This is a genomic window from Aminobacter anthyllidis (assembly GCF_018555685.1).
Classification (GTDB): Bacteria; Pseudomonadota; Alphaproteobacteria; order Rhizobiales; family Rhizobiaceae; genus Aminobacter; species Aminobacter anthyllidis.
Genome location: NZ_JAFLWW010000001.1, coordinates 843,821 through 865,148, shown reverse-complemented (window position 1 = coordinate 865,148; position 21,328 = coordinate 843,821). Strand labels below are relative to the sequence as shown.

Genomic DNA, 21,328 nt, shown 5'->3' with positions numbered 1-21,328 from the left:
AAGGAAATAACGATGGCACTGCCTGATTTCAGCATGCGCCAGCTTCTCGAAGCTGGTTCTCACTTCGGCCACCAGACCCACCGCTGGAACCCGAAGATGGCGCCCTACATCTATGGCGCCCGCAACAACATCCACATCATCGACCTGTCGCAGACGGTTCCGCTGCTGCATCAGGCTCTCAAGCAGGTTTCGGACGTCGTTTCGCGCGGCGGCCGCGTGCTGTTCGTCGGCACCAAGCGCCAGGCTTCGGACATCGTTGCTGACGCGGCGCAGCGTTCGGCTCAGTATTACGTCAACTCGCGTTGGCTCGGCGGCATGCTGACCAACTGGAAGACGATCTCGAACTCGATCCAGCGCCTGCGCAAGCTCGACGAGCTGCTCGCTGGCGAAGCCCACGGCTTCACCAAGAAGGAGCGCCTGAACCTCGAGCGCGAGCGCGAGAAGCTGGACAAGGCCCTCGGCGGCATCAAGGACATGGGCTCGACCCCTGACCTGATGTTCGTGATCGACACCAACAAGGAAGCCATCGCCATCCAGGAAGCCAAGCGTCTTGGCATCCCGGTCGTCGCGATCATCGATTCGAACTGCGATCCGGACAAGATCGACTTCCCGATCCCCGGCAACGACGACGCCGCCCGCGCCATCCAGCTCTATTGCGATCTGGTTGCCAAGGCTGCGATCGACGGTATCGCCCGCCAGCAGGGCGCGCTCGGTGTCGACATCGGCGCATCGGCCGAAGTCCCGGTTGAGCCCGCGCTCGACGCGGCTCCGACGACCGAAACGCCCCAGGCGTAATCGCGAAGGCCGGGCAACCGGCCTTCCTTTTCAGGATTGGGCGCAGCTAGCGCCGGCGTTCGGCGCATCATCGAACCCTCGGTGGTGCGTTCGCGCATTTTGAAGCAAAGAGGCCACAATGAGCATTTCGGCAGCACAGGTTAAAGAACTCCGCGAACTCTCGGGCGCGGGCATGATGGATTGCAAGGCGGCTCTCACCGAGACCGGCGGCGACATGGAAGCTGCAGTCGACTGGCTGCGCAAGAAGGGTATCTCCAAGGCCGACAAGAAGGCCAGCCGCACCGCGGCCGAGGGCCTGGTCGGCGTCGATGCCGGCGTGCGCGAAGCCGTCGTCGTCGAAGTCAATTCGGAAACCGACTTCGTTGCCCGCAACGCGGCCTTCCAGGAAATCGTCGCCAACGTTGCCAAGGTCGCTCTTGCTTATGGCGATACCGCCGCGGTTGCTGCCGCGAAGTATCCGGGTTCGGACAAGACCGTCGCCGACACCATCAAGGACGCTGTCGGCACCATCGGCGAAAACATGAGCTTCCGCCGCTCGGTCAAGCTTTCGGTTTCCGAAGGCGTCGTCGCGACCTACGTCCACAACGCTGTTGCCGACAATCTCGGCAAGCTCGGCGTTCTGGTTGCGATCGAGACCGCCGGCAACCACGATGCGGCCCGCGCCTTCGCGCGTCAGGTCGCCATGCATGTTGCCGCGACCAACCCGCTGGCACTGACGCCCGACGAAGTCGATGCTTCGGCTGTCGAGCGCGAGAAGGCGATCTTCGCCGACCAGGCGCGTCAGTCGGGCAAGCCGGAAAACATCATCGAGAAGATGGTCGAAGGCCGCATGCGCAAGTTCTACGAAGAAGTCGTGCTGCTGAAGCAGGCTTTCGTGCTCAACCCCGACCTGACGGTCGAGGCTGCACTGAAGGATGCCGAAAAGCAGATCGGCGCGCCGGCCAAGATCAGCGGCTACGTTCGCTTTGCGCTCGGTGAAGGCATCGAGAAGGAAGAGAGCGACTTCGCAGCTGAAGTTGCAGCCGCCGTTAAGGGCTAAAAAGTAGCGCTGCATCAAGCGCTTCCTGAGGATAGCCGAAGGGCGCCGCGTGACATCGCGGCGCCCTTCGTGTATCGGAACTGCGATCTTTCAACAGCCGTGAGGAATTCATGACCGCCAAGCCGCTCTACCGGCGTGTTCTGCTTAAGGCGTCGGGTGAAGCCCTGATGGGCGAGCAGCATTTTGGCATCGACGTCTCGGTTGTCGACCGCATTGCTTCCGATATTGCCGAGGCGAGATCGCTTGGCGTCGAGGTCGGCGTTGTGATCGGCGGCGGCAACATCTTCCGCGGCGTGGCCGTGGCCTCCAAGGGGGGCGACCGCGTCACCGGCGACCACATGGGCATGCTTGCCACCGTCATCAACTCGCTGGCGCTGCGCACCTCGCTGGTCAAGCTTGGCGTCGACGCCGTTGTGCTTTCGGCAATCGCCATGCCGGAGCTTTGCGAAAGCTTCTCGCAGCGCCAGGCGACTGCCTACATGGATGCCGGCAAGGTCGTGATCTTCGCCGGCGGCACGGGTAATCCGTTCTTCACCACCGATTCGGCCGCGGCACTTCGCGCCGCCGAGATCGGCGCCGACGCGCTATTCAAGGGCACCCAGGTCGACGGTGTCTACTCGGCCGATCCGAAAAAGGATCCTGCCGCGACGCGCTTCGAGCGCATCACGCATGCGGAAGTCATCACAAAAGGCCTGTCGATCATGGATACGGCCGCGATTGCTCTTGCGCGCGAAAACAACATTCCGATAATCGTCTATTCGATCCATGAAAAAGGCGGGTTCGGCGAAATATTGAGAGGTGGCGGTCGCTGCACGGTTGTTGCGGACGCCTGACGATTGGAACGATGGCCCCGTAACAGGGACCAAGGAGACTGCAATGAGCACGGACTACAGCGATCTTCAGCGCCGCATGGAAGGCGCCATCAACGCCTTCAAGCACGACCTCGCCTCGCTGCGCACGGGCCGCGCCTCGAGCAACCTGCTCGATCCGGTCCATGTCCAGGCCTACGGCTCGTCCATGCCACTCAACCAGGTTGCGACGGTATCGGTGCCCGAGCCGCGCATGATCTCGGTTTCGGTCTGGGACAAGTCGATGGTCGGCGCTGTCGACCGCGCCATCCGCGAATCGAACCTTGGCTTCAACCCGATCGTCGACGGCACCAACCTGCGCATCCCGCTGCCGGAACTCAACGAGCAGCGCCGCAAGGAACTGGTCAAGATTGCCCACACCTATGCCGAGAACGCCAAAGTCGCCACGCGGCACGTGCGCCGCGACGGCATGGATGCGCTCAAGAAGGCCGAGAAGGACGGCGATATCAGCCAGGACGACCAGCGGATCCAGTCCGAAAAGGTCCAGAAGCTGACCGACGACACGATCAATCAGGTCGATAGCCTTCTCGCGACCAAAGAAGCCGAGATCATGCAAGTCTAAGCGGCCGAAGCTGGCCTCGAAAGCGAACGGATGACTACGCCCGCGCATGTCGCGATCATCATGGACGGCAACGGTCGCTGGGCGAAAGCCCGCGGCCTGCCACGCGTTGCGGGGCATCGGGCAGGCGTCGAGGCACTGCGCCGGACTGTTCGCGCGGCAGCTGACCTCGGCATTTCCTGGCTGACCGTCTACGCATTCTCGTCGGAGAACTGGTCACGGCCCAAGTCCGAGGTCACCGACCTCATGGGACTGCTCAAGATCTTCATTCGGCGCGATCTTGCCGAACTCCACAACAGCGGCGTGCGTGTCCAGATCATCGGCGACAGGACGACGCTGCAGCCCGATATCCGCAGCCTGCTTGAGGAAGCCGAAACGCTGACGGCAGGCAATGACTCGCTGACGCTGGTCATCGCGTTCAACTATGGCGGACGCGACGAGATCGCGCGCGCGGCGCGGCGCTTGGCCGAAGCGGTCAAGCGTGGCGATATCGCCAGCGAACAGATCACGCCGGAGCTGTTTGCCGAAGAGCTCGATACGTCGGGCATTCCTGATCCCGATCTGGTCATTCGCACCAGTGGCGAAATCCGCATGTCCAACTTCCTGCCCTGGCAGTCGGCCTACAGCGAACTGATCTTCCAGCCTTGCTACTGGCCGGATTTCACCCGCGAGCACCTGTCGGAAGCATTGCGCGAATATACCGGCCGCGAACGCCGTTTCGGTGGGCTTGCGGCCCGCGACGTCGCCTCGTGACTTCGCTATGAGCAATCTCCAGCTCCGTACAATTTCGGCGATCGTGCTTGCCGCTGCGGTGCTGTTGCTCACTTGGCTGGGTGGGCTGCCGTTTCGGATGCTGACCGCAGCAATCGCGCTGGCCATATTCTACGAGTGGTCGCGCATGTCGCGGCCAAACAGCGAAACCGGCTGGGCCGGCGGCAACCTCAACATGTTGCCCGAGGTGCTGATCCTGATGTTCGCCGGTGCCCTGGTTGCGGGCATTCCGGCACTCGCCCTTATCATTCTGGCCGCGGTCTTTACGCTCATCCTCTGGGGGCTTGGCAAGCTGCGCGGAGCAGGGGCGTGGGAAGCTGCCGGCTTTGGCTATGCCGCGCTCTCAGGCCTGTCCCTAGCCCTGCTGCGCGGCAACGACGCATCCGGCCTTGTCGCCATCCTGTTTCTGTTTTCGGTTGTCTGGGCAACCGACATCTTTGCCTATTTTGTCGGCCGCAAGGTCGGCGGCCCCAAGCTTGCGCCGGCCATCTCTCCTGGCAAGACGCGCAGCGGCGCTGTCGGTGGCGCCGTCGGCGGTGTCGTTGCAGGGCTTTTGCTTGCCTGCGTTGCCGGTACGGGCAACCTGTTCGTCCTGGCCGTGGTGGCCGTACTGCTTTCAGTGATCTCGCAAGCGGGCGACCTGTTCGAATCATGGGTCAAGCGCCGGCATGGCTACAAGGATTCGGGGTCGCTCATTCCCGGCCATGGCGGGGTGATGGACCGTGTCGATGGGCTTGTCGCGGCTGCATTTGCCCTATACGTCATCGGCTGGATGTCCGGTTCTGCCGATCATCCTGCTCAGGGATTGTTTCCCGCCTGAGCGACCAACCCGCAAGGCGCAAGCCTCGGGCAAGGCGCGGTGCTTCACTTGGGGCACTACGGTATCTGGTTGAGGGCTTGATTTGAGCGAGTATCTTCCCGCGTTCCTGACTACGGATGGTCTCCTGATCGGCACCATCGTGCCGTTCCTGTTCGTGCTCACCATCGTGGTGTTCGTGCACGAGATGGGCCACTATCTGGTCGGCCGCTGGTGCGGTATCGGTGTGAAAGCCTTTTCGATCGGCTTTGGCCCCGAGCTTCTCGGCTTCAACGACCGGCGCGGCACCCGCTGGAAGCTGTGCGCGATTCCCCTGGGCGGCTACGTCAAGTTCGTCGGCGACATGAGCGTCACCAGCAAGCCGGAGAGCGGCGAGGATGACAATCTCAGCGCTGCCGAGCGCAAGGTTGCCTTTCATACCCAGCCGGTCTGGAAGCGCGCGGCAACAGTGTTTGCCGGCCCTCTGTTCAATTTCCTGCTGACCATCGCGGTCTTCACCGTGCTGTTTTCGGCCTATGGCCGCTACGTGATGGAGCCGACGGTTGCCGAGGTGCGCGCTGCGAGCCCGGCCGCGAATGCCGGCATCCAGCCAGGCGACCGATTCGTCAGCGTCGACGGTCAGCAGGTCGAAACCTTCTCCGACGTCCAGCGCATTGTCTCGGGACGCGGCGGCGACCCGCTCACCTTCGTGATGATGCGCGACGGCAAGGAAGTCACGGTCACCGCCACGCCTGAAATGATGGAACAGAAGGACGCGCTCGGCAATTCGGTCAAGGTTGCGGTCATCGGCGTCGTCAACAACGAGGAATTGGGGCAGCCCAGGCTGATCAGCTACAGCCCGGGAGGCGCCTTCGTACAGGCCGTTTCGGAAACCGGTCACATCATCGAGCGGACCGGCCAGTTCCTGAAGCGATTCGTCGTTGGTCGCGAGGACAAGTGCCAGCTCGGCGGTCCGGTCAAAATTGCCGACATGGCCGGCAAGGCGGCACAGTTGGGCTTTGTCTGGCTGGTGCAATTGGTGGCACTTTTGTCGGTCGGCATCGGTTTTCTGAACCTTCTGCCGATTCCTCCACTCGACGGCGGCCACTTGGCGTTCTATGCAGTCGAAGCTGTCATCAGGCGCCCTGTTTCCGAGCGGGCGATGGAAGCTGTATATCGTGTGGGGATGATTCTCGTGCTGGCCTTTATGGGCTTCGTTTTCTGGAACGACCTGTTTGGCTGCTGAAATCATGAACAAATTTAGGGCCGGCAAGGGGTCCATTGAGGGAGCGTTTACCATCCGGGGCAGTATGCGTGACGCGAAAGTCACGCTCGCTGGGGAAGTAAGCGCAAATTAACCAGAAGCCTTGCGTGTAGGGAAAATCCAGTTATTACGGTACGGGAAATTACCGCGACGTCCGGTTTTCTCGCCGTGGGGACTTCGAGAAAAGGTTGTAAAGGCCGATTATGAAGGCAGCATCTAAGTTTGCGAGCGCCGCGTCCGCGGTGGCTCTATCAGCCGCTCTGGCCATTCCAGGCGCAGTGGCGGTCCAGTTTGTTGCCGTGTCAGCCGCGCAAGCGGCGGTGGTCAACCGGGTCGAAGTGCGCGGCAATCAGCGCGTCGATGCGGATACCGTCCGCAACTACATCACCATCAAGCCCGGCAAGTCGTTCTCGAATACCGATATCGACGACGCGGTGAAGGCACTGTTCGGCAGCGGCCTGTTCTCCGACGTCCGGATCAACCAGGTCGGTTCGACCCTGGTCGTCCAGGTTTCCGAGTACCAGGTCGTCAACAACGTGCTGTTCCAGGGCAACAAGAAGCTCAAGGACGCGGCACTTGGTGGCGCGGTTCAGCTCAAGCCGCGTGGCGCGTTCTCGCAGGCGACGATGGAGTCTGACGCCCAGGCGATCAAGGATGCCTACAAGCGCGTCGGCCGTGACGACGTCACTGTTGGCACCAAGGTCATGGACCTCGGCGAAAACCGCGTGAACGTGGTTTTCGAGATCAATGAAGGCGGCCGCACCAAGATTGCTGCGATCAACTTCGTCGGTAACGATGCCTATGGCGATCGCCGTCTCGCAGACATCATTTCGACCAAGCGCTCGTCGTTCCTGTCGTTCATGCTGCGTGACGACATTTATGACGAAGACCGCCTGCGGGCCGACGAAGAGGCGCTGCGTCGCTTCTACTTCAATCACGGCTACGCCGATTTCCAGGTTGTCTCAGCCTTTGGCGAACTCGACGAGGCGACCAACCAGTACACCATCACGATCACCGTTGACGAAGGTCAGCGTTATACGTTCGGCGATGTGACGGTTGAGAGCAGCATTCCCGAGGTCGATGGCGCCAGCCTTCAGCGTCTTGTCGAGACGCGCAAGGGTGACGTCTACAACGCCAAGGACGTCGAAGACTCGATCATCGCGATCACCGAGAACGTTGCCGGCGCCGGCTATGCCTTCGCCAAGGTGACGCCGCGCGGCGACCGCAATTTCGAGACCCGCACCATTTCTGTCGCTTACACCGTCGACCAGGGCGCCAAGGCCTATGTCGAGCGTATTGAAATCCGCGGCAACGAGCGCACCCGTGACTTCGTGATCCGTCGTGAATTCGACGTTTCCGAAGGCGATGCCTTCAACCAGGTGCTGATCCAGCGCGCCAAGAAGCGCCTCGAGGCACTGAACTTCTTCGAGCGCGTCGAAGTCTCGACAGCTCCCGGCTCGCAGCCTGATCAGGTTGTGCTGGTTGTCGATCTGGTCGAGAAGTCGACCGGCGAGTTCTCGATCGGCGCCGGCTATTCGACCGGTGGCGACAATGCCGGTCCGTCGGTGGAAGGCTCGATCACCGAGCGTAACTTCCTCGGCCGTGGCCAGTTCATCAAGTTCTCGGCCGGTGGCGGCAAGAACTCGCGCGACTACAGCTTCTCGTTCACCGAGCCGTATTTCCTCGGTCGCCGTATCGCTGCCGGTTTCGACGTGTTCCGTCAGACCCGCAAGTACGACAACTACGATAGCGACGTGACAGGTGGCACCATCCGCTTTGGTCTGCCGATCACCAACAACATCTCGACGCAGCTGGCGTACAATATCTCGCAGGAAGAATATAACCTTTCCGAGTCTTGCGACAGCAACGGCGATGGCATCCCAAACCCGGGTTGCAGCGTCTCCGCAGCAATCGTCAATGGTGTCAAGGACAGCCCGTGGATCAAGTCGTCGGTCAGCGGAACGCTGGTCTACAACACCATCGACGACATGAAGAACCCGCATAACGGTATCTATGCCAACTTCACGACCGAAGTTGCTGGTCTCGGTGGTGATGCGAAGTTCGTCAAGTTTACGGGGCGTGCAAGCTACTACCAGACTTTGTCGGAAGAGCTTGACATCGTTGGCCTCGTTTCGGCTGGTGGTGGACACATCCAGGGCTTCGGCGACGACGGCCTGCGCGTGTTCGACCAGTTCAAGAGCAACGATCGCATGATCCGTGGCTTCAAGTACAACGGCATCGGACCTCAGGACACGCTCACCAAAGAGCATCTCGGCGGTACGACCTACTTCAATGCCTCGGCTGAAGCGCAGTTCCCAATCCCGGTCGTCCCGGAAAGCTTCGGTCTTCGCGGTGCGGTCTTCGCAGATGCTGCGACGCTCTATGGCAGCAAGGTCAAGGACGTTACCTTCGGTACGTCGACCGACATGGAGCTTCGTGCCTCGGTTGGTGTCGGCCTGCTTTGGGCTTCGCCATTTGGCCCGCTGCGCATCGACTACGCAGTGCCCGTCAAGAAGGTTGACGGCGACGAGACGCAGGAATTCAACTTCGGCATTTCGACCCGCTTCTAATTGCGCGGAACGATACTTCCGGGCCATCGTGGCCCGGAAGACGGTTGCCCGGCTTGGCTGGAACAGCATTTCATGACGGATCCGGTATTTTTTGTGCCGTCACGCCGCTTTTCGGTGGGCGAGGTGGCCGGCCTTACCGGCGCTACGCTCGTTGATCCCATACATTCTGAAATCTCCATTTCGACCATCGCTGCGGCAAGCAGTGGTGGCGGTGGTGCTCTGGTGTTTGTCGACGGCAAGCGTAACGCAGCACCACTCAAGTCGCTGCATGCGGCGGCAGTGCTTTGCACGCCTGATGTTGCCGACCTGGTTCCGAACGGCATCGCTGTTCTCATCACGCCTCGTCCACAGGCTGCCTTCGCCCGTATCGGCAGGCTGCTTTATCCCGACGCCGAGCGACCTGTAGGCGTTACTGGCGAGTCAGGCATTTCGCCCTTCGCCCATATTGATCCTACCGCCCATATCGAGGCTGGTGCGGTCATTGAGGCCGGTGCGGTGATTGGCCCGAACGCAGCAGTAGGCAGTGGCACGGTTGTGGCTGCGAATGCGGTCGTCGGGCGCTCGTCGCAGGTCGGCCGTGATTGCTACATCGGCTCTCACTGCTCGATCCAATATGCGCTGGTCGGCAATGGCGTCATCATCCACGCAGGCGCCCGCATCGGCCAGGACGGCTTTGGTTTTGCCGGGGGCGCGCGCGGCCCGGAGCGTATCCCGCAGATCGGCCGTGTCATTATCCAGGACAATGTCGAGATCGGCGCCAATTCGACAGTTGATCGTGGCGCGATGGCGGACACCGTCATCGGTGAAAACACCAAGATCGACAATCTTGTTCAGATCGCCCACAACGTGCGCATTGGCCGCAATTGCGTTATTGCGGGGCTTAGCGGTATTTCCGGCTCAGTCGTCGTCGGGGACAACGTGATGATGGGCGGCGGCGTCGGCCTGGCCGATCATTTGACCATCGGTTCGGGCGCGCAACTGGCAGCGCGCAGTGGCCTGATGCATGACGTGCCGGCGGGCGAAGTTTGGGCAGGTTTTCCTGCGAAACCGATGAAATTGGCGATGCGCGAGTTCGCATTGATCAGAAAAATGGCCATGGGAAAATCAAAGGGGGGTGGGAGCAATGACTGACCAGGCAACCAAGACGCTCGAAGCCGTCGATATCCAGGGCCTTTTCAATATCCTGCCGCACCGCTACCCGTTTCTTTTGATCGATCGCATCGTCGAGATCGATGGCGACGACTCAGCCGTCGGCATCAAGAACGTGACCGTCAACGAACCGCACTTCCAGGGACATTTCCCCAGCCATCCCGTGATGCCTGGTGTGCTGATCATTGAAGCGATGGCACAGACTGCGGGCGCCATCTGCTTGCGCCTTGTAATCGACGAAACCCCTTCGCTTGTTTATCTGATGACCGTCGATGGCGCCAAGTTCCGCAAGCCGGTCGTGCCGGGCGATCAGCTCAGGATCCACGTCAAGAAGATCAAGAAGCGCGGCAACATCCTGAAATTTGCGTGCCATGCGCGTGTCGACGGCGCTGTCGTCGCGGAGGCCGAAGTGGCCGCGATGATGGTACCCAAGGAATAAGCAAGAAGAGTCATGCAGACTGAAACCTTCATTCATCCTGCCGCCGTCGTCGAAGCAGGTGCACAACTGGGCGCAGGCGTGCGCGTCGGCCCGTTCTGCCATGTCAGCGCCGATGCCATCATTGGCGACCGCGTCGAACTGATGAGCCATGTATCTATCCTGGGCGCGACGTCGCTCGGTGAAGGCTGCAAGGTGTTTCCGCAAGCCACACTCGGCGCTGCGCCGCAGAACAACAAGCACAAGGGCGGCCGCACGACGCTCGTGGTCGGCAAGAACAGCACGATCCGCGAAGGCGTGACCATGCATGTCGGTACCGACACGAGCCGTGGCACGACCACAGTCGGCGACAACGGGTTGTTCCTGGCCTACGCCCACATCGCGCATGACTGCATCGTCGGCGACAACGTCACCATGGCCAATGTCGCGACGCTCGGTGGCCATGTCGAAGTCGGCAACAACGTTACGCTTGGCGGCCTGTGCGCCGTCCACCAGATGACGCGTATCGGCCATCATGCCTTTGCCGGCGGGGGAGCCATCGTCGATGGCGACGTCATCCCTTACGGCATGGTGATGGGAAACCGGGCGCGACTGCGTGGGCTCAATGTCATCGGCATGAGGCGCTCCGGTCTGCCGCGCGCCGAAATCTTCGCCCTGCGCAAGGCCTACAAGATGATCTTTGATCCAACCCGATCGGTGGCCGAGAGCATCCTTCTTGTCGAAGGCGAGTTCGCTGGTTCGCCCATCGTGCGCGACGTCTTGGATTTCATCCAGGCACGCGGCAAGCGCCATTTCACCGTTCCGCCGCTGAGAAACGCCGTCGCCGAAGACGCCGCCGATGACGAAGGCTGAGGGCGGAAAGAGGATAGACCTTTCCGCGACCGACCGGGTTGCTGTCGTTGCCGGCAGCGGCCGGCTCCCGGTCAACGTCGCCGACAGTCTCGCCGAGGCTGGCCACAAGCCTTTCATCGTCCTGATCGAAGGCGAGACCGATCCCGGCACGAGCCTATGGAATTACTCCGGCGAACGGCTGGCCATCGAGCAGTTCGCCTCGCTCGTGCCGTTGCTCAAGCGCCACAACATCACCCATTGCGTCCTGGCGGGCGGCATCAGCCGCCGCCCGGCGTGGCGGGCCATTCGCCCGAGCGTGGCGCTGCTGCGCGTGCTGCCTCGTGCATTGGCAGCGCTTGCACGCGGCGACGACGGCCTGTTGCGTATCCTGGTCGAAACCATAGAGGATAACGGCATCAAGGTCGTCGGCGCGCATCAGGTTGTTCCTGAGCTTTTGGCCGTCGTGGGCCGCATGGGTGCGTTGGCGCCTCAAGAGGGTGACTGGGCCGACCTTCGCGCCGGCCAGGAGGCGGCTCGCACGATCGGCGCACTCGATGTTGGCCAAGCCGCGGTTGCCATAGGCGGGCGCGCCATTGCTCTCGAGGGCATCGAAGGTACCGACCTGTTGCTCGAACGCGTGCGTGATCTGCGCAACAACGGCCGTATCGTTGGGCGAAAGCGCGGCGTTCTGGTCAAATGCGCCAAGCCGAACCAGGAGCTGCGCGCCGATTTGCCGACAATCGGGCCGGCAACCATCGATGCGGCGCATGCGGCGGGTCTCGCCGGGATCGGCATCGAGGCCGGACGCTCGCTGGTGCTCGACTATGGCGAGGTCGTCGAACGCGCCGACAGGCTCGGCCTGTTCGTTATCGGCCTTTCTGGCGAGGGAAGCAAAGAATGACCCTGCCGCCGCTCAAGATTGCCATCGTCGCGGGCGAGGAGTCGGGTGACCTGCTGGGCGCTGATCTCGTGCAGGCGCTGCAACGCCTGAGCGGGCGCGAGGTCAGGCTTGTCGGCACCGGTGGTCGCCATCTGCAGGAACTCGGCCTTTCGCCGTTGTTCGACGCCGGCGAGATTGCATTGATGGGGCTGACGGCGATCGTACGCGACCTGCCGCGCCTGATCAGGCGGATCGGCCAGACTGCAAGTTTCGTGGCGGCAGAAAAGCCGGACTGCCTCATCACCATCGACAGCCCTGACTTTTCGCTGCGCGTCGCAAAGAAGGTGAGGGCCCTCGATCCAACGATCCCTATCGTCCACTATATCTGCCCGAGTGTCTGGGCCTGGCGGCCGGGCCGGGCCAAGGCGATGAAGCCACATGTCGACGAAGTGTTCTGCATCCTGCCGTTCGAGCCGGCCGAACTTGCGCGCCTGGACGGCCCGCACGGCACCTTCGTCGGTCATCGCCTGACGACCGATCCGGGCATCGCGATTGCTGCGGCGATGCAGGAGGGCAAAGCTGCAACGGCGCCTGACCGCGAGAAGACGCTTCTGCTGCTGCCAGGGTCGCGCCGCAGTGAGGTGCGCAGTCTCATCGGCCCGTTCGGCGAGACTGTTTCGATCCTGCGCGCGCGCGGTCATCGTTTGCGCCTGCTTTTGCCGACGGTGCCGCATGTCGCCAGCCTGGTCGAAGAGGCCGTCTCCGGTTGGCCGCAAAAGCCTGAGATCATTCTCGATCCGCAGCACAAGTGGCAGGCATTCGGTGAAGCCGATGCTGCTTTGATCGCCTCTGGAACGGTGTCGCTCGAACTCGCGCTTGCCGGCGTGCCGATGCTGTCGTCCTACAAGCTCGACACCCTTGCGCGAATGATCCAGCGCCTGGTCACAGTGTGGAGTGCAGCGCTGCCCAACCTGATCGCTGACCGGCTGGTCGTGCAGGAAACCTATAACGAGTATGTGCGCCCGCAATCGATGGCGCGCTTTATCGAGGGCCTCTTCGAAGACAGCGGCCTTCGCCGCTGGCAAAAGGACGGCTTCGCCGAAATCGTCAGGCGCATGGCGACTGAACGCCCGTCCGGCGAGATTGCAGCGGAAGCGGTTCTCAAACACATTGTGAAATGAAAAACACCCGCCAAGGCAATGGCCTGGCGGGTGTTTTTCAAGTGGTTTGCAGCTTCGAGCTGCGGCCGCGCGCCCGAGAGGACGCGCGTCGTAGCAATGCCTAGCGCTTGGCGATCGGCACGTAATCGCGCTCGGCAGCACCCGTATAGAGCTGGCGCGGGCGGCCGATCTTCTGGCGCGGATCCTCGATCATTTCCTTCCACTGCGCGATCCAGCCGACTGTGCGGGCAAGCGCGAACAGCACCGTGAACATGGTGGTGGGGAAGCCCAGCGCCTTGAGCGTGATGCCCGAATAGAAGTCGATATTCGGGTAGAGCTTCTTTTCGATGAAGTACTCGTCGGTCAGCGCAATACGCTCGAGCTCCATCGCAACGTCGAGCATCGGATCGTCCTTGATGCCGAGCTCGCCCAGAACCTCATGCGTGGTCTTCTGCATGATCTTGGCGCGCGGGTCGTAGTTCTTGTAGACGCGGTGACCGAAGCCCATCAGGCGGAACGGATCGTTCTTGTCCTTGGCGCGGGCAACAAACTCCGGAATGCGGTCGACGTGGCCGATCTCGGACAGCATGTTGAGCGCCGCCTCATTGGCGCCGCCATGCGCGGGACCCCACAGGCAGGCAATGCCGGCTGCGATGCAGGCGAACGGGTTGGCGCCCGACGAGCCGGCGAGACGCACGGTCGAGGTCGAGGCGTTCTGCTCGTGGTCGGCGTGCAGGATGAAGATGCGCTCCATGGCGCGCGCCAGAACCGGGTTGACCTTGTATTCCTCGCACGGCACGGCAAAGCACATGTGCAGGAAGTTGGCGGCGAAGTTCAACTCGTTCTTGGGGTAAATGAACGGCTGGCCGATGTGGTACTTGTAGGCCATCGCGGCAATCGTCGGCATCTTGGCGATCAGGCGGATCGACGCGACCATGCGCTGGTGCGGATCGGAGATGTCGGTCGAGTCGTGATAGAAGGCCGACAGCGCGCCGACCACGCCGCACATCACCGCCATCGGGTGGGCGTCGCGGCGGAAGCCGGTGAAGAAGCGCGACATCTGCTCATGCACCATGGTGTGGCGCGTGATGCGATAGTCGAAGTCGTCCTTCTGGGCCTTGGTCGGCAGTTCGCCGTAAAGCAGCAGGTAGCAGACTTCAAGGAAGTCGCCATGCTCGGCCAGCTGGTCGATCGGATAGCCGCGGTGCAGCAAGACACCGGCGTCGCCGTCGATGAAGGTGATTTCCGATTCGCAGCTTGCGGTTGAGGTGAAGCCCGGGTCGTAGGTGAAGGCGCCCGTCGTGGCGTAGAGCGATGCGATGTCGATCACATCCGGTCCGACCGTTCCGCCGCGGACCTTGAACTCGTGGGTCTGGCCGCGGAACTCCAGTTTGGCGGTCGAATCAGTCATCGCATACTCCTTAGTGCTGAGTTGCCGCCTTGCGCGGCGCAATCGTCATAACAAGGCAACCCATTAGGCCCGGAACGCTTGAACTCGCTTTCCAGCTTTCCCGCTGCTTTCAAATTGACCTGTTGCCGCAATGTTGCACCGCAACAGCCTCATTTCAATGCAAAACTAGGAAAGCACTGCTGACCTAATCGATTTGATCGGAAATGCGGGCTAGACTTTCGTCGCGCCCCAGAACGGCAAGGACATCGAACACGCCAGGCGAGGTGCTTTTGCCCGTCAAGGCGGCTCGCAAGGGCTGGGCAACGCCCCCCAATTTCACGTTTTCGCGGACGGCAAACTCGCGGATCGCCGCCTCGGCATTGGCGGCAGTCCAGTCGCTGGCGGCAACCGTCGCCAGTGCTGCGTGCGCGCCCTTGAGGATGTCCTTGGCCGGACCGGCAAGCAGGCCGGCGGCCTTTTCGTCGAGCGGCAGCGGGCGCTGGGCAAACAGGAAGCCGGCGCCGTCAGCCAATTCGATCAGCGTCTTGGCACGCTCCTTGAGGCCAGGCATGGCGGCAAGCAACTGCGACTTGCGCGTGTCGTCGAGCCCGCCGAGGATGGCGTCGCCGCCGGGCAGGTAGGGCAAGGTGGCAACGAAGATGTCGAACAGCTTCTTGTCGTCCATCTGGCGCATATGGACGCCGTTCAGCGCCTCGAGCTTGGCGAAGTCGAAGCGCGCAGCACCCTTGTTGACGTCCTCGATCTCGAACCAGCCGATCATGTTCTCGATGCTCATCACCTCGTCGTCGCCATGGCTCCAGCCGAGGCGGGCGAGATAGTTGAGCAGCGCCTCGGGCAGGTAGCCCATGGCGCGATAGGCATCGACGCCGAGCGCGCCGTGGCGCTTGGACAGCTTGGCGCCATCCGCACCGTGGATCAGCGGGATGTGGGCCATGACAGGCACGTCCCAGCCCATGGCGGTGTAGATGACGGTCTGGCGCGCGGCGTTGGTCAGGTGGTCGTCGCCACGGATGATATGGGTGACGCCCATGTCGTGATCGTCGACGACGACCGCATGCATGTAGGTCGGCACGCCGTCCGAGCGCAGGATGATGAAATCGTCGAGATCCTTGTTGGGAAAGCGCACGTCGCCCTGGACGCGGTCGAGCACGAGCGTCTCACCGTCCTGCGGCGCCTTGATGCGGATGACCGGCTTGACGCCAGCAGGTGCCTCGGACGGGTCGCGGTCGCGCCAGCGACCGTCATAGCGCGGCGGCTTGCCCTCGGCGCGGGCCTTCTCGCGCATCTCGGTCAGCTCTTCCTGCGAGGCGTAGCAATAATAGGCCTTGCCGAGACGCACGAGTTCCTCGGCCACTTCGCGGTGGCGCGGCGCGCGCTCGAACTGCGAGATCGGCTCGCCTTCCCAGGTCAGGCCAAGCCAGGTGAGTCCCTCGAGGATCGCGGCTGTTGCGGCGTCGGTCGAGCGCTCGCGGTCGGTGTCTTCGATACGCAGCAGCATGGTGCCGCCGGTGTGGCGGGAATAGAGCCAGTTGAAGAGAGCGGTGCGCGCGCCACCAATGTGCAGATAGCCGGTGGGCGAGGGGGCGAAGCGGGTGACGACAGGCATGGCGATTTCCAAGGGAGGCATGACGCGCTTGGCCGAAAGCCGGCGGCGCATGGCGTTTGTGTGCGGTTGATGTAGCATAGAAGGTCTGGGGCGCAAGAGGCAGGCCCGATGGGCGAGCGCGTGCGGGAGGGGCAAGCCGGTAACAATCCGGTGGTCGAGGCCAGCGAGCGCGACTTGCTGGCTGTTGCGGCTACGCATGCTGTTTCGTGGGCACAGCCAGCGGCGCCCGACGCCGATGCAGCCGCCGGCGCATTGCCGCTGCAGCCACGGCACCCATCTCGGCTACAACAAGCATCGCAATTGCTGGCTGGCCACCAGATCAATGCGCGATCTGTGCTGGCAGCGATCGAGGCGGAGCTCGACCGTGGTGCGGCGTTCCTTCTCGTTCCCGTGTTTCTGGCCTTCGGCGCGCTGGTCTATTTCACCTTGCCGACCGAACCGGATCTTGCCCCGCTGGTCGCGGCTTTCGCACTTCCGGCCTTGCTTGCCTCGCTGAGGCGCACGCACAGATTGAGCCATTACACACTCGCCGCTGTCGCAGCCGGCATGCTTGGCATGGTGGTGGCCAAGTTCGAAACGGAGCGGATGGCAACGAAGATGCTGGGTGCCGAAATATCGACGGCCCTCACTGGACGCGTCGTCGAGATCGATCATCTGGACAACGGCAGAGTGCGGCTGACGCTCGACGTTCTGGCTACCGCGCGCCCTGTGTTGCGCTATGCGCCGGAGCGTGTGCGGCTGACCGCGCGCAAGCTTCCCGAGGGCGTACAGGCAGGGTCTGAGGTGACGGGCTATGCCAGGCTCATGCCGCCGTCAGGGCCGGTGCGGCCGGGCAGCTACGATTTTTCCTTCGAGAGCTTTTTCGACGGCATCGGCGCCAGCGGCTTTTTCATGAAGGGGCCTGAACTCGCTGTAGCCACGCAGCCATTGTCGGTCAGTGATCGTGCTTCTGCTTCTGTGGAGAACGTACGTGAAAAGATTGCCCAGCGCATACGCGAGCGGATCGGCGGGCCGGAGGGCGAAATCGCGGCAGCCCTGGTTGTCGGCGTGCGTGGCGGCATACCGGAGGATGTCAACGAGGCGCTGCGGCGCACAGGCCTCTATCACATCATCTCGATTTCGGGCCTGCACATGGCGATGGTCGCGGGCACCGTCATGCTGCTGATGCGGCTTTCCTTCGCAGCCTTTCCCAATTTCAGCTCGCATTGGCCAGTGAAGAAAGTCGCGGCAGGCGCAGCTCTGGTCTCGACAGGTGGCTACCTGTTCATCTCCGGCGCCGAGGTCGCGGCACAACGCAGCTTCATCATGCTGGCGGTGATGCTTGTCGCCGTGCTGTTCGACCGTGCCGCCCTCACCATGCGCAACCTGGCCATCTCGGCCATCGTTGTCATCATTATATCGCCGCATGAGGTGGTCGGGCCGAGCTTTCAGATGTCCTTTGCGGCAACGGCGGCACTGGTCGGCGCCTATGCCTGGTGGTCCGACAGGCGCGAGGAGCAAGCGCCACCGACCGGCCAAAGGTCATTGCCGTCGAAGATCTGGCGCTGGCTTGCAACCGTAACGCTCGGGCTTGTCGCGACCTCGCTGATCGCGGGCATTGCCACGAGCGTTTTCGGAGCCTGGCATTTCCAGCGCGTCTCGCCGCTCAGCCTCGTGGCCAATCTTGCCGTCATGCCGTTCGTCTCGGTCCTGGTCATGCCATTTGCGGTGGTTGCGGGCATCTTCATGCCGCTTGGGCTTGATGGGATCTTCCTCGATACGATGGGGCTCGGCCTGAAGGCGATGATCGCCTTGGCTATGTGGTTTTCCGAGCGCTCACCTGTCGATGCCGTGGGGCTGGTGTCGACGCACGCAGTCGTGCTCGTCACCGCTGCACTGATCATCGCATCGATGGCGACGACCTGGTTGCGCGTCGCGGCCCTGCCGCTTGCTGCGCTGGGAGTCCTGACCGTGGTGGAGACCAAGACGCCCGACGTGCTTGTTTCGGAAGATGGCCGCCTTGTGGGTGTGCCGGTTGGCGACGGCAGGCTCGCCGTCAATCGCGCCCGGCCCAACCAGTTCACCGTCGACAACTGGAAGCGGGCGGTGGTGTCCGAAGAAATTGTCAGCCCGGCGCGCATCGCGCCAGACAGCCCGACAAAGGCCGGCAGTTCGCTCAACCTGGGCGGCGTGAGCCCGCCGACCAGCCTAGGGTCCTTTGCCTGCGGCAACGGCGTGTGCATCGTTGGACAGTCCGCAGGTGCGCAGATCGCCCACGCGGAGAACGCAGATTCCGCCAGGCGCGCCTGCGCAAGCGCCAAGCTCGTCATTGTGAACGATGCCACAGCCAAAGACATTTGCCCGAATTCGGCCGCGGCCGTGCTCACCAGCCGCGAACTTGCGCGCCTCGGCAGTGCCGCGATATTCCTGACGCCCATGTCGGATAGCGCCCGCCCGAAAGTTGAAATTCGCCACGCTTTGACCGAGCCATACCGGCCGTGGCACGCCCAGCGCGCATTCTCTCGCGAGGCGAGGGGCCTGCCGCCCTACAAGCGCGCCGACAAACGCCCCAAACCGCCATACGCAGCAACCCCGTCACAGTAACCCGGTGGGCGGACGTGGGGATGGGTCGCTCATAAGCACATGGATCAGCGCGAGAAGCGATTGAAAACAGCGCTTTCTCTTGCGCTCCCGGAAAGTCAGTAGCGGCGGATCAGCCCGACAAGCTTGCCCTGGACCTTGACCCTGTCGGGCCCGAAGATGCGGGTTTCATATGCCGGATTGGCGGCCTCGAGCGCGATCGATGCGCCCTTGCGGCGGAAACGCTTGAGCGTCGCTTCCTCATCATCGACGAGCGCGACGATGATCTCGCCGGGGTTGGCAGTGGTCGAACTGCGGATGACGACAGTGTCGCCGTCGAAGATGCCGGCCTCGATCATCGAGTCGCCCTTCACCTCGAGCGCATAGTGCTCGCCGCCCATGATCATGTCTGGCGGAACGGCGATTGAATGCGTCTTGTGCTGTATGGCATCGATCGGCACGCCGGCGGCGATGCGTCCCATCACCGGAATGGTGACGGCCGAACCTGCGTCGTCGTCATTGCCCGCGGACATCGAGCGGGACGGCTCTGGTCTGCGCCCAAGGCTGCCTTCGATGACGCTGGGCGAGAATTTCCGCGCCGCGTTCAAGCCTGGCGCGATCGAATCTGGCATGCGCAGCACTTCAAGCGCGCGCGCCCGGTTGGGCAGGCGCCGGATGAAGCCGCGTTCCTCGAGAGCCGTGATCAGGCGGTGAATGCCGGATTTGGACGCGAGGTCGAGTGCTTCCTTCATTTCGTCGAAGGATGGCGGGATGCCTGTCTCCTTCAATCGCTCGTGGATGAACAGCAGAAGCTCATGTTGTTTGCGCGTCAGCATCGCCACCCCCGAGGAATCAGAAGAAAAACAAACCCAGAACAAACACTATCTGTTCCAGTTGTGTTCTGCAACTGTTTATATTTAGTGAAGGGAGGCGGCTGCTTCGTTCAGCGCAGCATCATCACGCGGCAGGCGCTGCCAGATTCAGCAGCCGGTGCGAAGGGCTCGCGCATGAGGGCGCAATTGGCGTCGGCGAGCGTGCGCAGCATCGACGAATCCTGGATGGTGTACGGCGTGACGATGAGGCCGTCGGGGGTCTCGCGGGCAATGGCGCGCACGAAATCCTGGCGCAGGTCGTTGGCTGCCATCGCCGTGTCGAGCACGCCGGTGCGGATGTCGGGCGAATAGGGCCGCCCGCCAAGCTTTGCCAGCAGGGGCTTCAGGAAGATGTGCGCGCAGATCAGGCTGGCGACCGGATTGCCAGGCAGGCCTATGCACCGCGTGTCGCCGAGGCGGCCGAACATCAGAGGCTTGCCGGGGCGCATGGCGATCTTCCAGAAATCGAGATCCATGCCGAGCCCGGTCAGTACGCCATGGACCAGATCGTGGTCGCCGACCGAAGCGCCGCCGAGAGTCACGATCACGTCGGCTTCGGCATCGAGCGCCTTTGTTACCAGCGCCGAGATCGCCTCGGTGCGATCGGGGGCGATGCCGAGATCGAGCACGTGTGCGCCGACCGACTGGGCAATCGCACCGACGCCATAGGCGTTGGAGGCGATGATCTGGTCGGGGCCGGGATTGCTGCCGGGTGGCAGCAGCTCGTCGCCGGTGGCGATGATGGCGACCAGTGGCGCGCGGACCACGGCCATCTCAGGGTGATTGGCGGCGGCGATGAGCGACAATGCGGCCGGATCGAGCACGCGGCCGGCGTCGAGTATGAGGTCGCCCTGCTTGAAATCGAGGCCCCTGGCGCGGATGTTGCGGCCAAGTACCGCCGGTTCCAGTACCTCGATTTCGCCATTGCCGAGATCGTTGACGTTTTCCTGAATGACGACGGTGTCTGACCCCAGGGGCACAGGTGCTCCGGTGAAGATGCGCACCGTCTCGCCTTGCGCCACGGTTCCGGTGAATTGCTTGCCGGCGGGGGCCTCGCCGATGACCTTCAGCCGCGCCGGAAGCGATGCGATGTCGGCGACGCGCACGGCATAGCCGTCCATCGCGGAAGCGTCGAACGGTGGCTGGGTGCGCAAGGCGTGCAAGGGTGCCGCGAGAACGCGTCCCGAGGCCTCGCCGAGCCCAACAGTTTCCGTACCAGCGGGTTCGGCGCCATCGAGCAGGCGCTCCAGAGCCTTGGCGACCGGCAGCAGCGCCATCTATTCGGCTGCCTTGTAATCGCCCGACTTGCCGCCGGTCTTCTCGACCAGCCTGATGCCGGAAATGACCATGCCGCGGTCGGCCGCCTTGGCCATGTCGTAGATGGTCAGGCAGGCGACCGATGCGGCGGTCAGCGCCTCCATCTCGACGCCGGTCTTGCCGGTGACGCGCGCAAGTGCTGTCACGCGAAGACCGGGCAGGGCCTCGTCCGGCTCGATCTCGACCGAAACCTTGGTCAGCAGGATCGGATGGCAAAGCGGTACAAGCTCATGCGTACGCTTGGCGGCCATGATGCCGGCAATGCGCGCGGTGCCGAGCACGTCGCCTTTCTTGGCATTGCCCGACAGGATCAGCGCCAGGGTTTCAGTGCGCATGACAACATGGCCTTCGGCGATCGCCGTGCGCGTGGTCTCGGCCTTGTCGCCGACATCGACCATGTTGGCTTCGCCAGTGGCACCGATATGAGTGAGGGTTGTCGCCATG

General features: G+C 62.7%; 19 protein-coding genes. 14 read left to right on the top strand and 5 right to left on the bottom strand.

Annotated features, from left to right (window positions below; genetic code table 11):
- The first annotated feature begins 12 nt into the window (after positions 1 to 12).
- From rpsB to lpxB, 13 genes are all read left to right on the top strand, one after another.
- Positions 13 to 795, top strand: a complete 783-nt coding sequence (rpsB, locus tag J1C56_RS04530; protein ID WP_214386355.1) for a 30S ribosomal protein S2 — start codon at positions 13 to 15, stop codon at positions 793 to 795.
- Positions 796 to 913: 118 nt separating this feature from the next.
- Positions 914 to 1,834 carry a translation elongation factor Ts gene (tsf, locus tag J1C56_RS04525; protein ID WP_214386353.1) on the top strand — a complete coding sequence of 307 codons (921 nt, stop codon included), beginning with the start codon at positions 914 to 916 and terminating at the stop codon, positions 1,832 to 1,834.
- Positions 1,835 to 1,944: 110 nt separating this feature from the next.
- Entirely contained in the window at positions 1,945 to 2,667 is a 723-nt protein-coding gene (pyrH, locus tag J1C56_RS04520; RefSeq protein WP_214386351.1) for a UMP kinase, read from the top strand.
- A gap of 43 nt (positions 2,668 to 2,710) precedes the next feature.
- Positions 2,711 to 3,265, top strand: coding sequence for a ribosome recycling factor (gene frr, locus J1C56_RS04515; RefSeq protein WP_214386349.1), 555 nt, complete (start codon positions 2,711 to 2,713; stop codon positions 3,263 to 3,265).
- 30 nt (positions 3,266 to 3,295) lie between these two features.
- Positions 3,296 to 4,015, top strand: coding sequence for an isoprenyl transferase (locus J1C56_RS04510; protein WP_214386347.1), 720 nt, complete (start codon positions 3,296 to 3,298; stop codon positions 4,013 to 4,015).
- Positions 4,016 to 4,022: 7 nt separating this feature from the next.
- Positions 4,023 to 4,853 (top strand): phosphatidate cytidylyltransferase, encoded by an 831-nt coding sequence (locus J1C56_RS04505; protein ID WP_214386345.1) that lies wholly within the window; start codon positions 4,023 to 4,025, stop codon positions 4,851 to 4,853.
- Positions 4,854 to 4,935: 82 nt separating this feature from the next.
- Complete coding sequence (gene rseP, locus J1C56_RS04500; RefSeq protein ID WP_214386343.1) at positions 4,936 to 6,075, top strand: RIP metalloprotease RseP; 1,140 nt, start codon at positions 4,936 to 4,938, stop codon at positions 6,073 to 6,075.
- Between the two features lie 221 nt (positions 6,076 to 6,296).
- Complete coding sequence (bamA, locus tag J1C56_RS04495) at positions 6,297 to 8,663, top strand: outer membrane protein assembly factor BamA (RefSeq protein ID WP_214386341.1); 2,367 nt, start codon at positions 6,297 to 6,299, stop codon at positions 8,661 to 8,663.
- A 72-nt stretch (positions 8,664 to 8,735) separates the two neighbouring features.
- Positions 8,736 to 9,794, top strand: a complete 1,059-nt coding sequence (gene lpxD, locus J1C56_RS04490) for a UDP-3-O-(3-hydroxymyristoyl)glucosamine N-acyltransferase (protein ID WP_214386339.1) — start codon at positions 8,736 to 8,738, stop codon at positions 9,792 to 9,794.
- Positions 9,787 to 10,251, top strand: a complete 465-nt coding sequence (gene fabZ, locus J1C56_RS04485; RefSeq protein WP_214386337.1) for a 3-hydroxyacyl-ACP dehydratase FabZ — start codon at positions 9,787 to 9,789, stop codon at positions 10,249 to 10,251. Before lpxD ends, fabZ begins: the two co-directional genes overlap by 8 nt.
- Positions 10,252 to 10,263: 12 nt before the next feature.
- Positions 10,264 to 11,100: an acyl-ACP--UDP-N-acetylglucosamine O-acyltransferase gene (gene lpxA / locus J1C56_RS04480; RefSeq protein ID WP_214386335.1), complete on the top strand. Its 837-nt coding sequence runs from the start codon at positions 10,264 to 10,266 to the stop codon at positions 11,098 to 11,100.
- Positions 11,087 to 11,980 (top strand): LpxI family protein, encoded by an 894-nt coding sequence (locus tag J1C56_RS04475; RefSeq protein ID WP_214386333.1) that lies wholly within the window; start codon positions 11,087 to 11,089, stop codon positions 11,978 to 11,980. Before lpxA ends, J1C56_RS04475 begins: the two co-directional genes overlap by 14 nt.
- Positions 11,977 to 13,140 (top strand): lipid-A-disaccharide synthase, encoded by a 1,164-nt coding sequence (gene lpxB, locus J1C56_RS04470; RefSeq protein WP_214386331.1) that lies wholly within the window; start codon positions 11,977 to 11,979, stop codon positions 13,138 to 13,140. The genes J1C56_RS04475 and lpxB overlap by 4 nt, the downstream gene beginning before the upstream one ends.
- Positions 13,141 to 13,240: 100 nt before the next feature.
- On the opposite strand, the gene gltA is transcribed toward lpxB, so the two are convergent.
- Positions 13,241 to 14,530: a citrate synthase gene (gene gltA / locus J1C56_RS04465; protein ID WP_214386329.1), complete on the bottom strand. Its 1,290-nt coding sequence runs from the start codon at positions 14,528 to 14,530 to the stop codon at positions 13,241 to 13,243.
- A gap of 184 nt (positions 14,531 to 14,714) precedes the next feature.
- Positions 14,715 to 16,142, bottom strand: a complete 1,428-nt coding sequence (gene gltX / locus J1C56_RS04460) for a glutamate--tRNA ligase (protein ID WP_214386697.1) — start codon at positions 16,140 to 16,142, stop codon at positions 14,715 to 14,717.
- A 102-nt stretch (positions 16,143 to 16,244) separates the two neighbouring features.
- Here gltX and J1C56_RS04455 point away from each other — a divergent pair, with 102 nt between their 5' ends.
- Positions 16,245 to 18,719 carry a ComEC/Rec2 family competence protein gene (locus J1C56_RS04455; RefSeq protein WP_214386328.1) on the top strand — a complete coding sequence of 825 codons (2,475 nt, stop codon included), beginning with the start codon at positions 16,245 to 16,247 and terminating at the stop codon, positions 18,717 to 18,719.
- 95 nt (positions 18,720 to 18,814) lie between these two features.
- Here J1C56_RS04455 and lexA read toward each other — a convergent pair whose 3' ends face one another.
- From lexA to moaC, 3 genes are all read right to left on the bottom strand, one after another.
- A complete protein-coding gene (gene lexA / locus J1C56_RS04450) occupies positions 18,815 to 19,531 on the bottom strand; it encodes a transcriptional repressor LexA (RefSeq protein WP_214386327.1) in 717 nt (238 codons plus the stop codon).
- Positions 19,532 to 19,638: 107 nt separating this feature from the next.
- Positions 19,639 to 20,844 (bottom strand): molybdopterin molybdotransferase MoeA, encoded by a 1,206-nt coding sequence (locus tag J1C56_RS04445; RefSeq protein WP_214386325.1) that lies wholly within the window; start codon positions 20,842 to 20,844, stop codon positions 19,639 to 19,641.
- Positions 20,845 to 21,327, bottom strand: coding sequence for a cyclic pyranopterin monophosphate synthase MoaC (moaC, locus tag J1C56_RS04440; RefSeq protein WP_214386323.1), 483 nt, complete (start codon positions 21,325 to 21,327; stop codon positions 20,845 to 20,847).
- Position 21,328 lies beyond the last annotated feature (1 nt).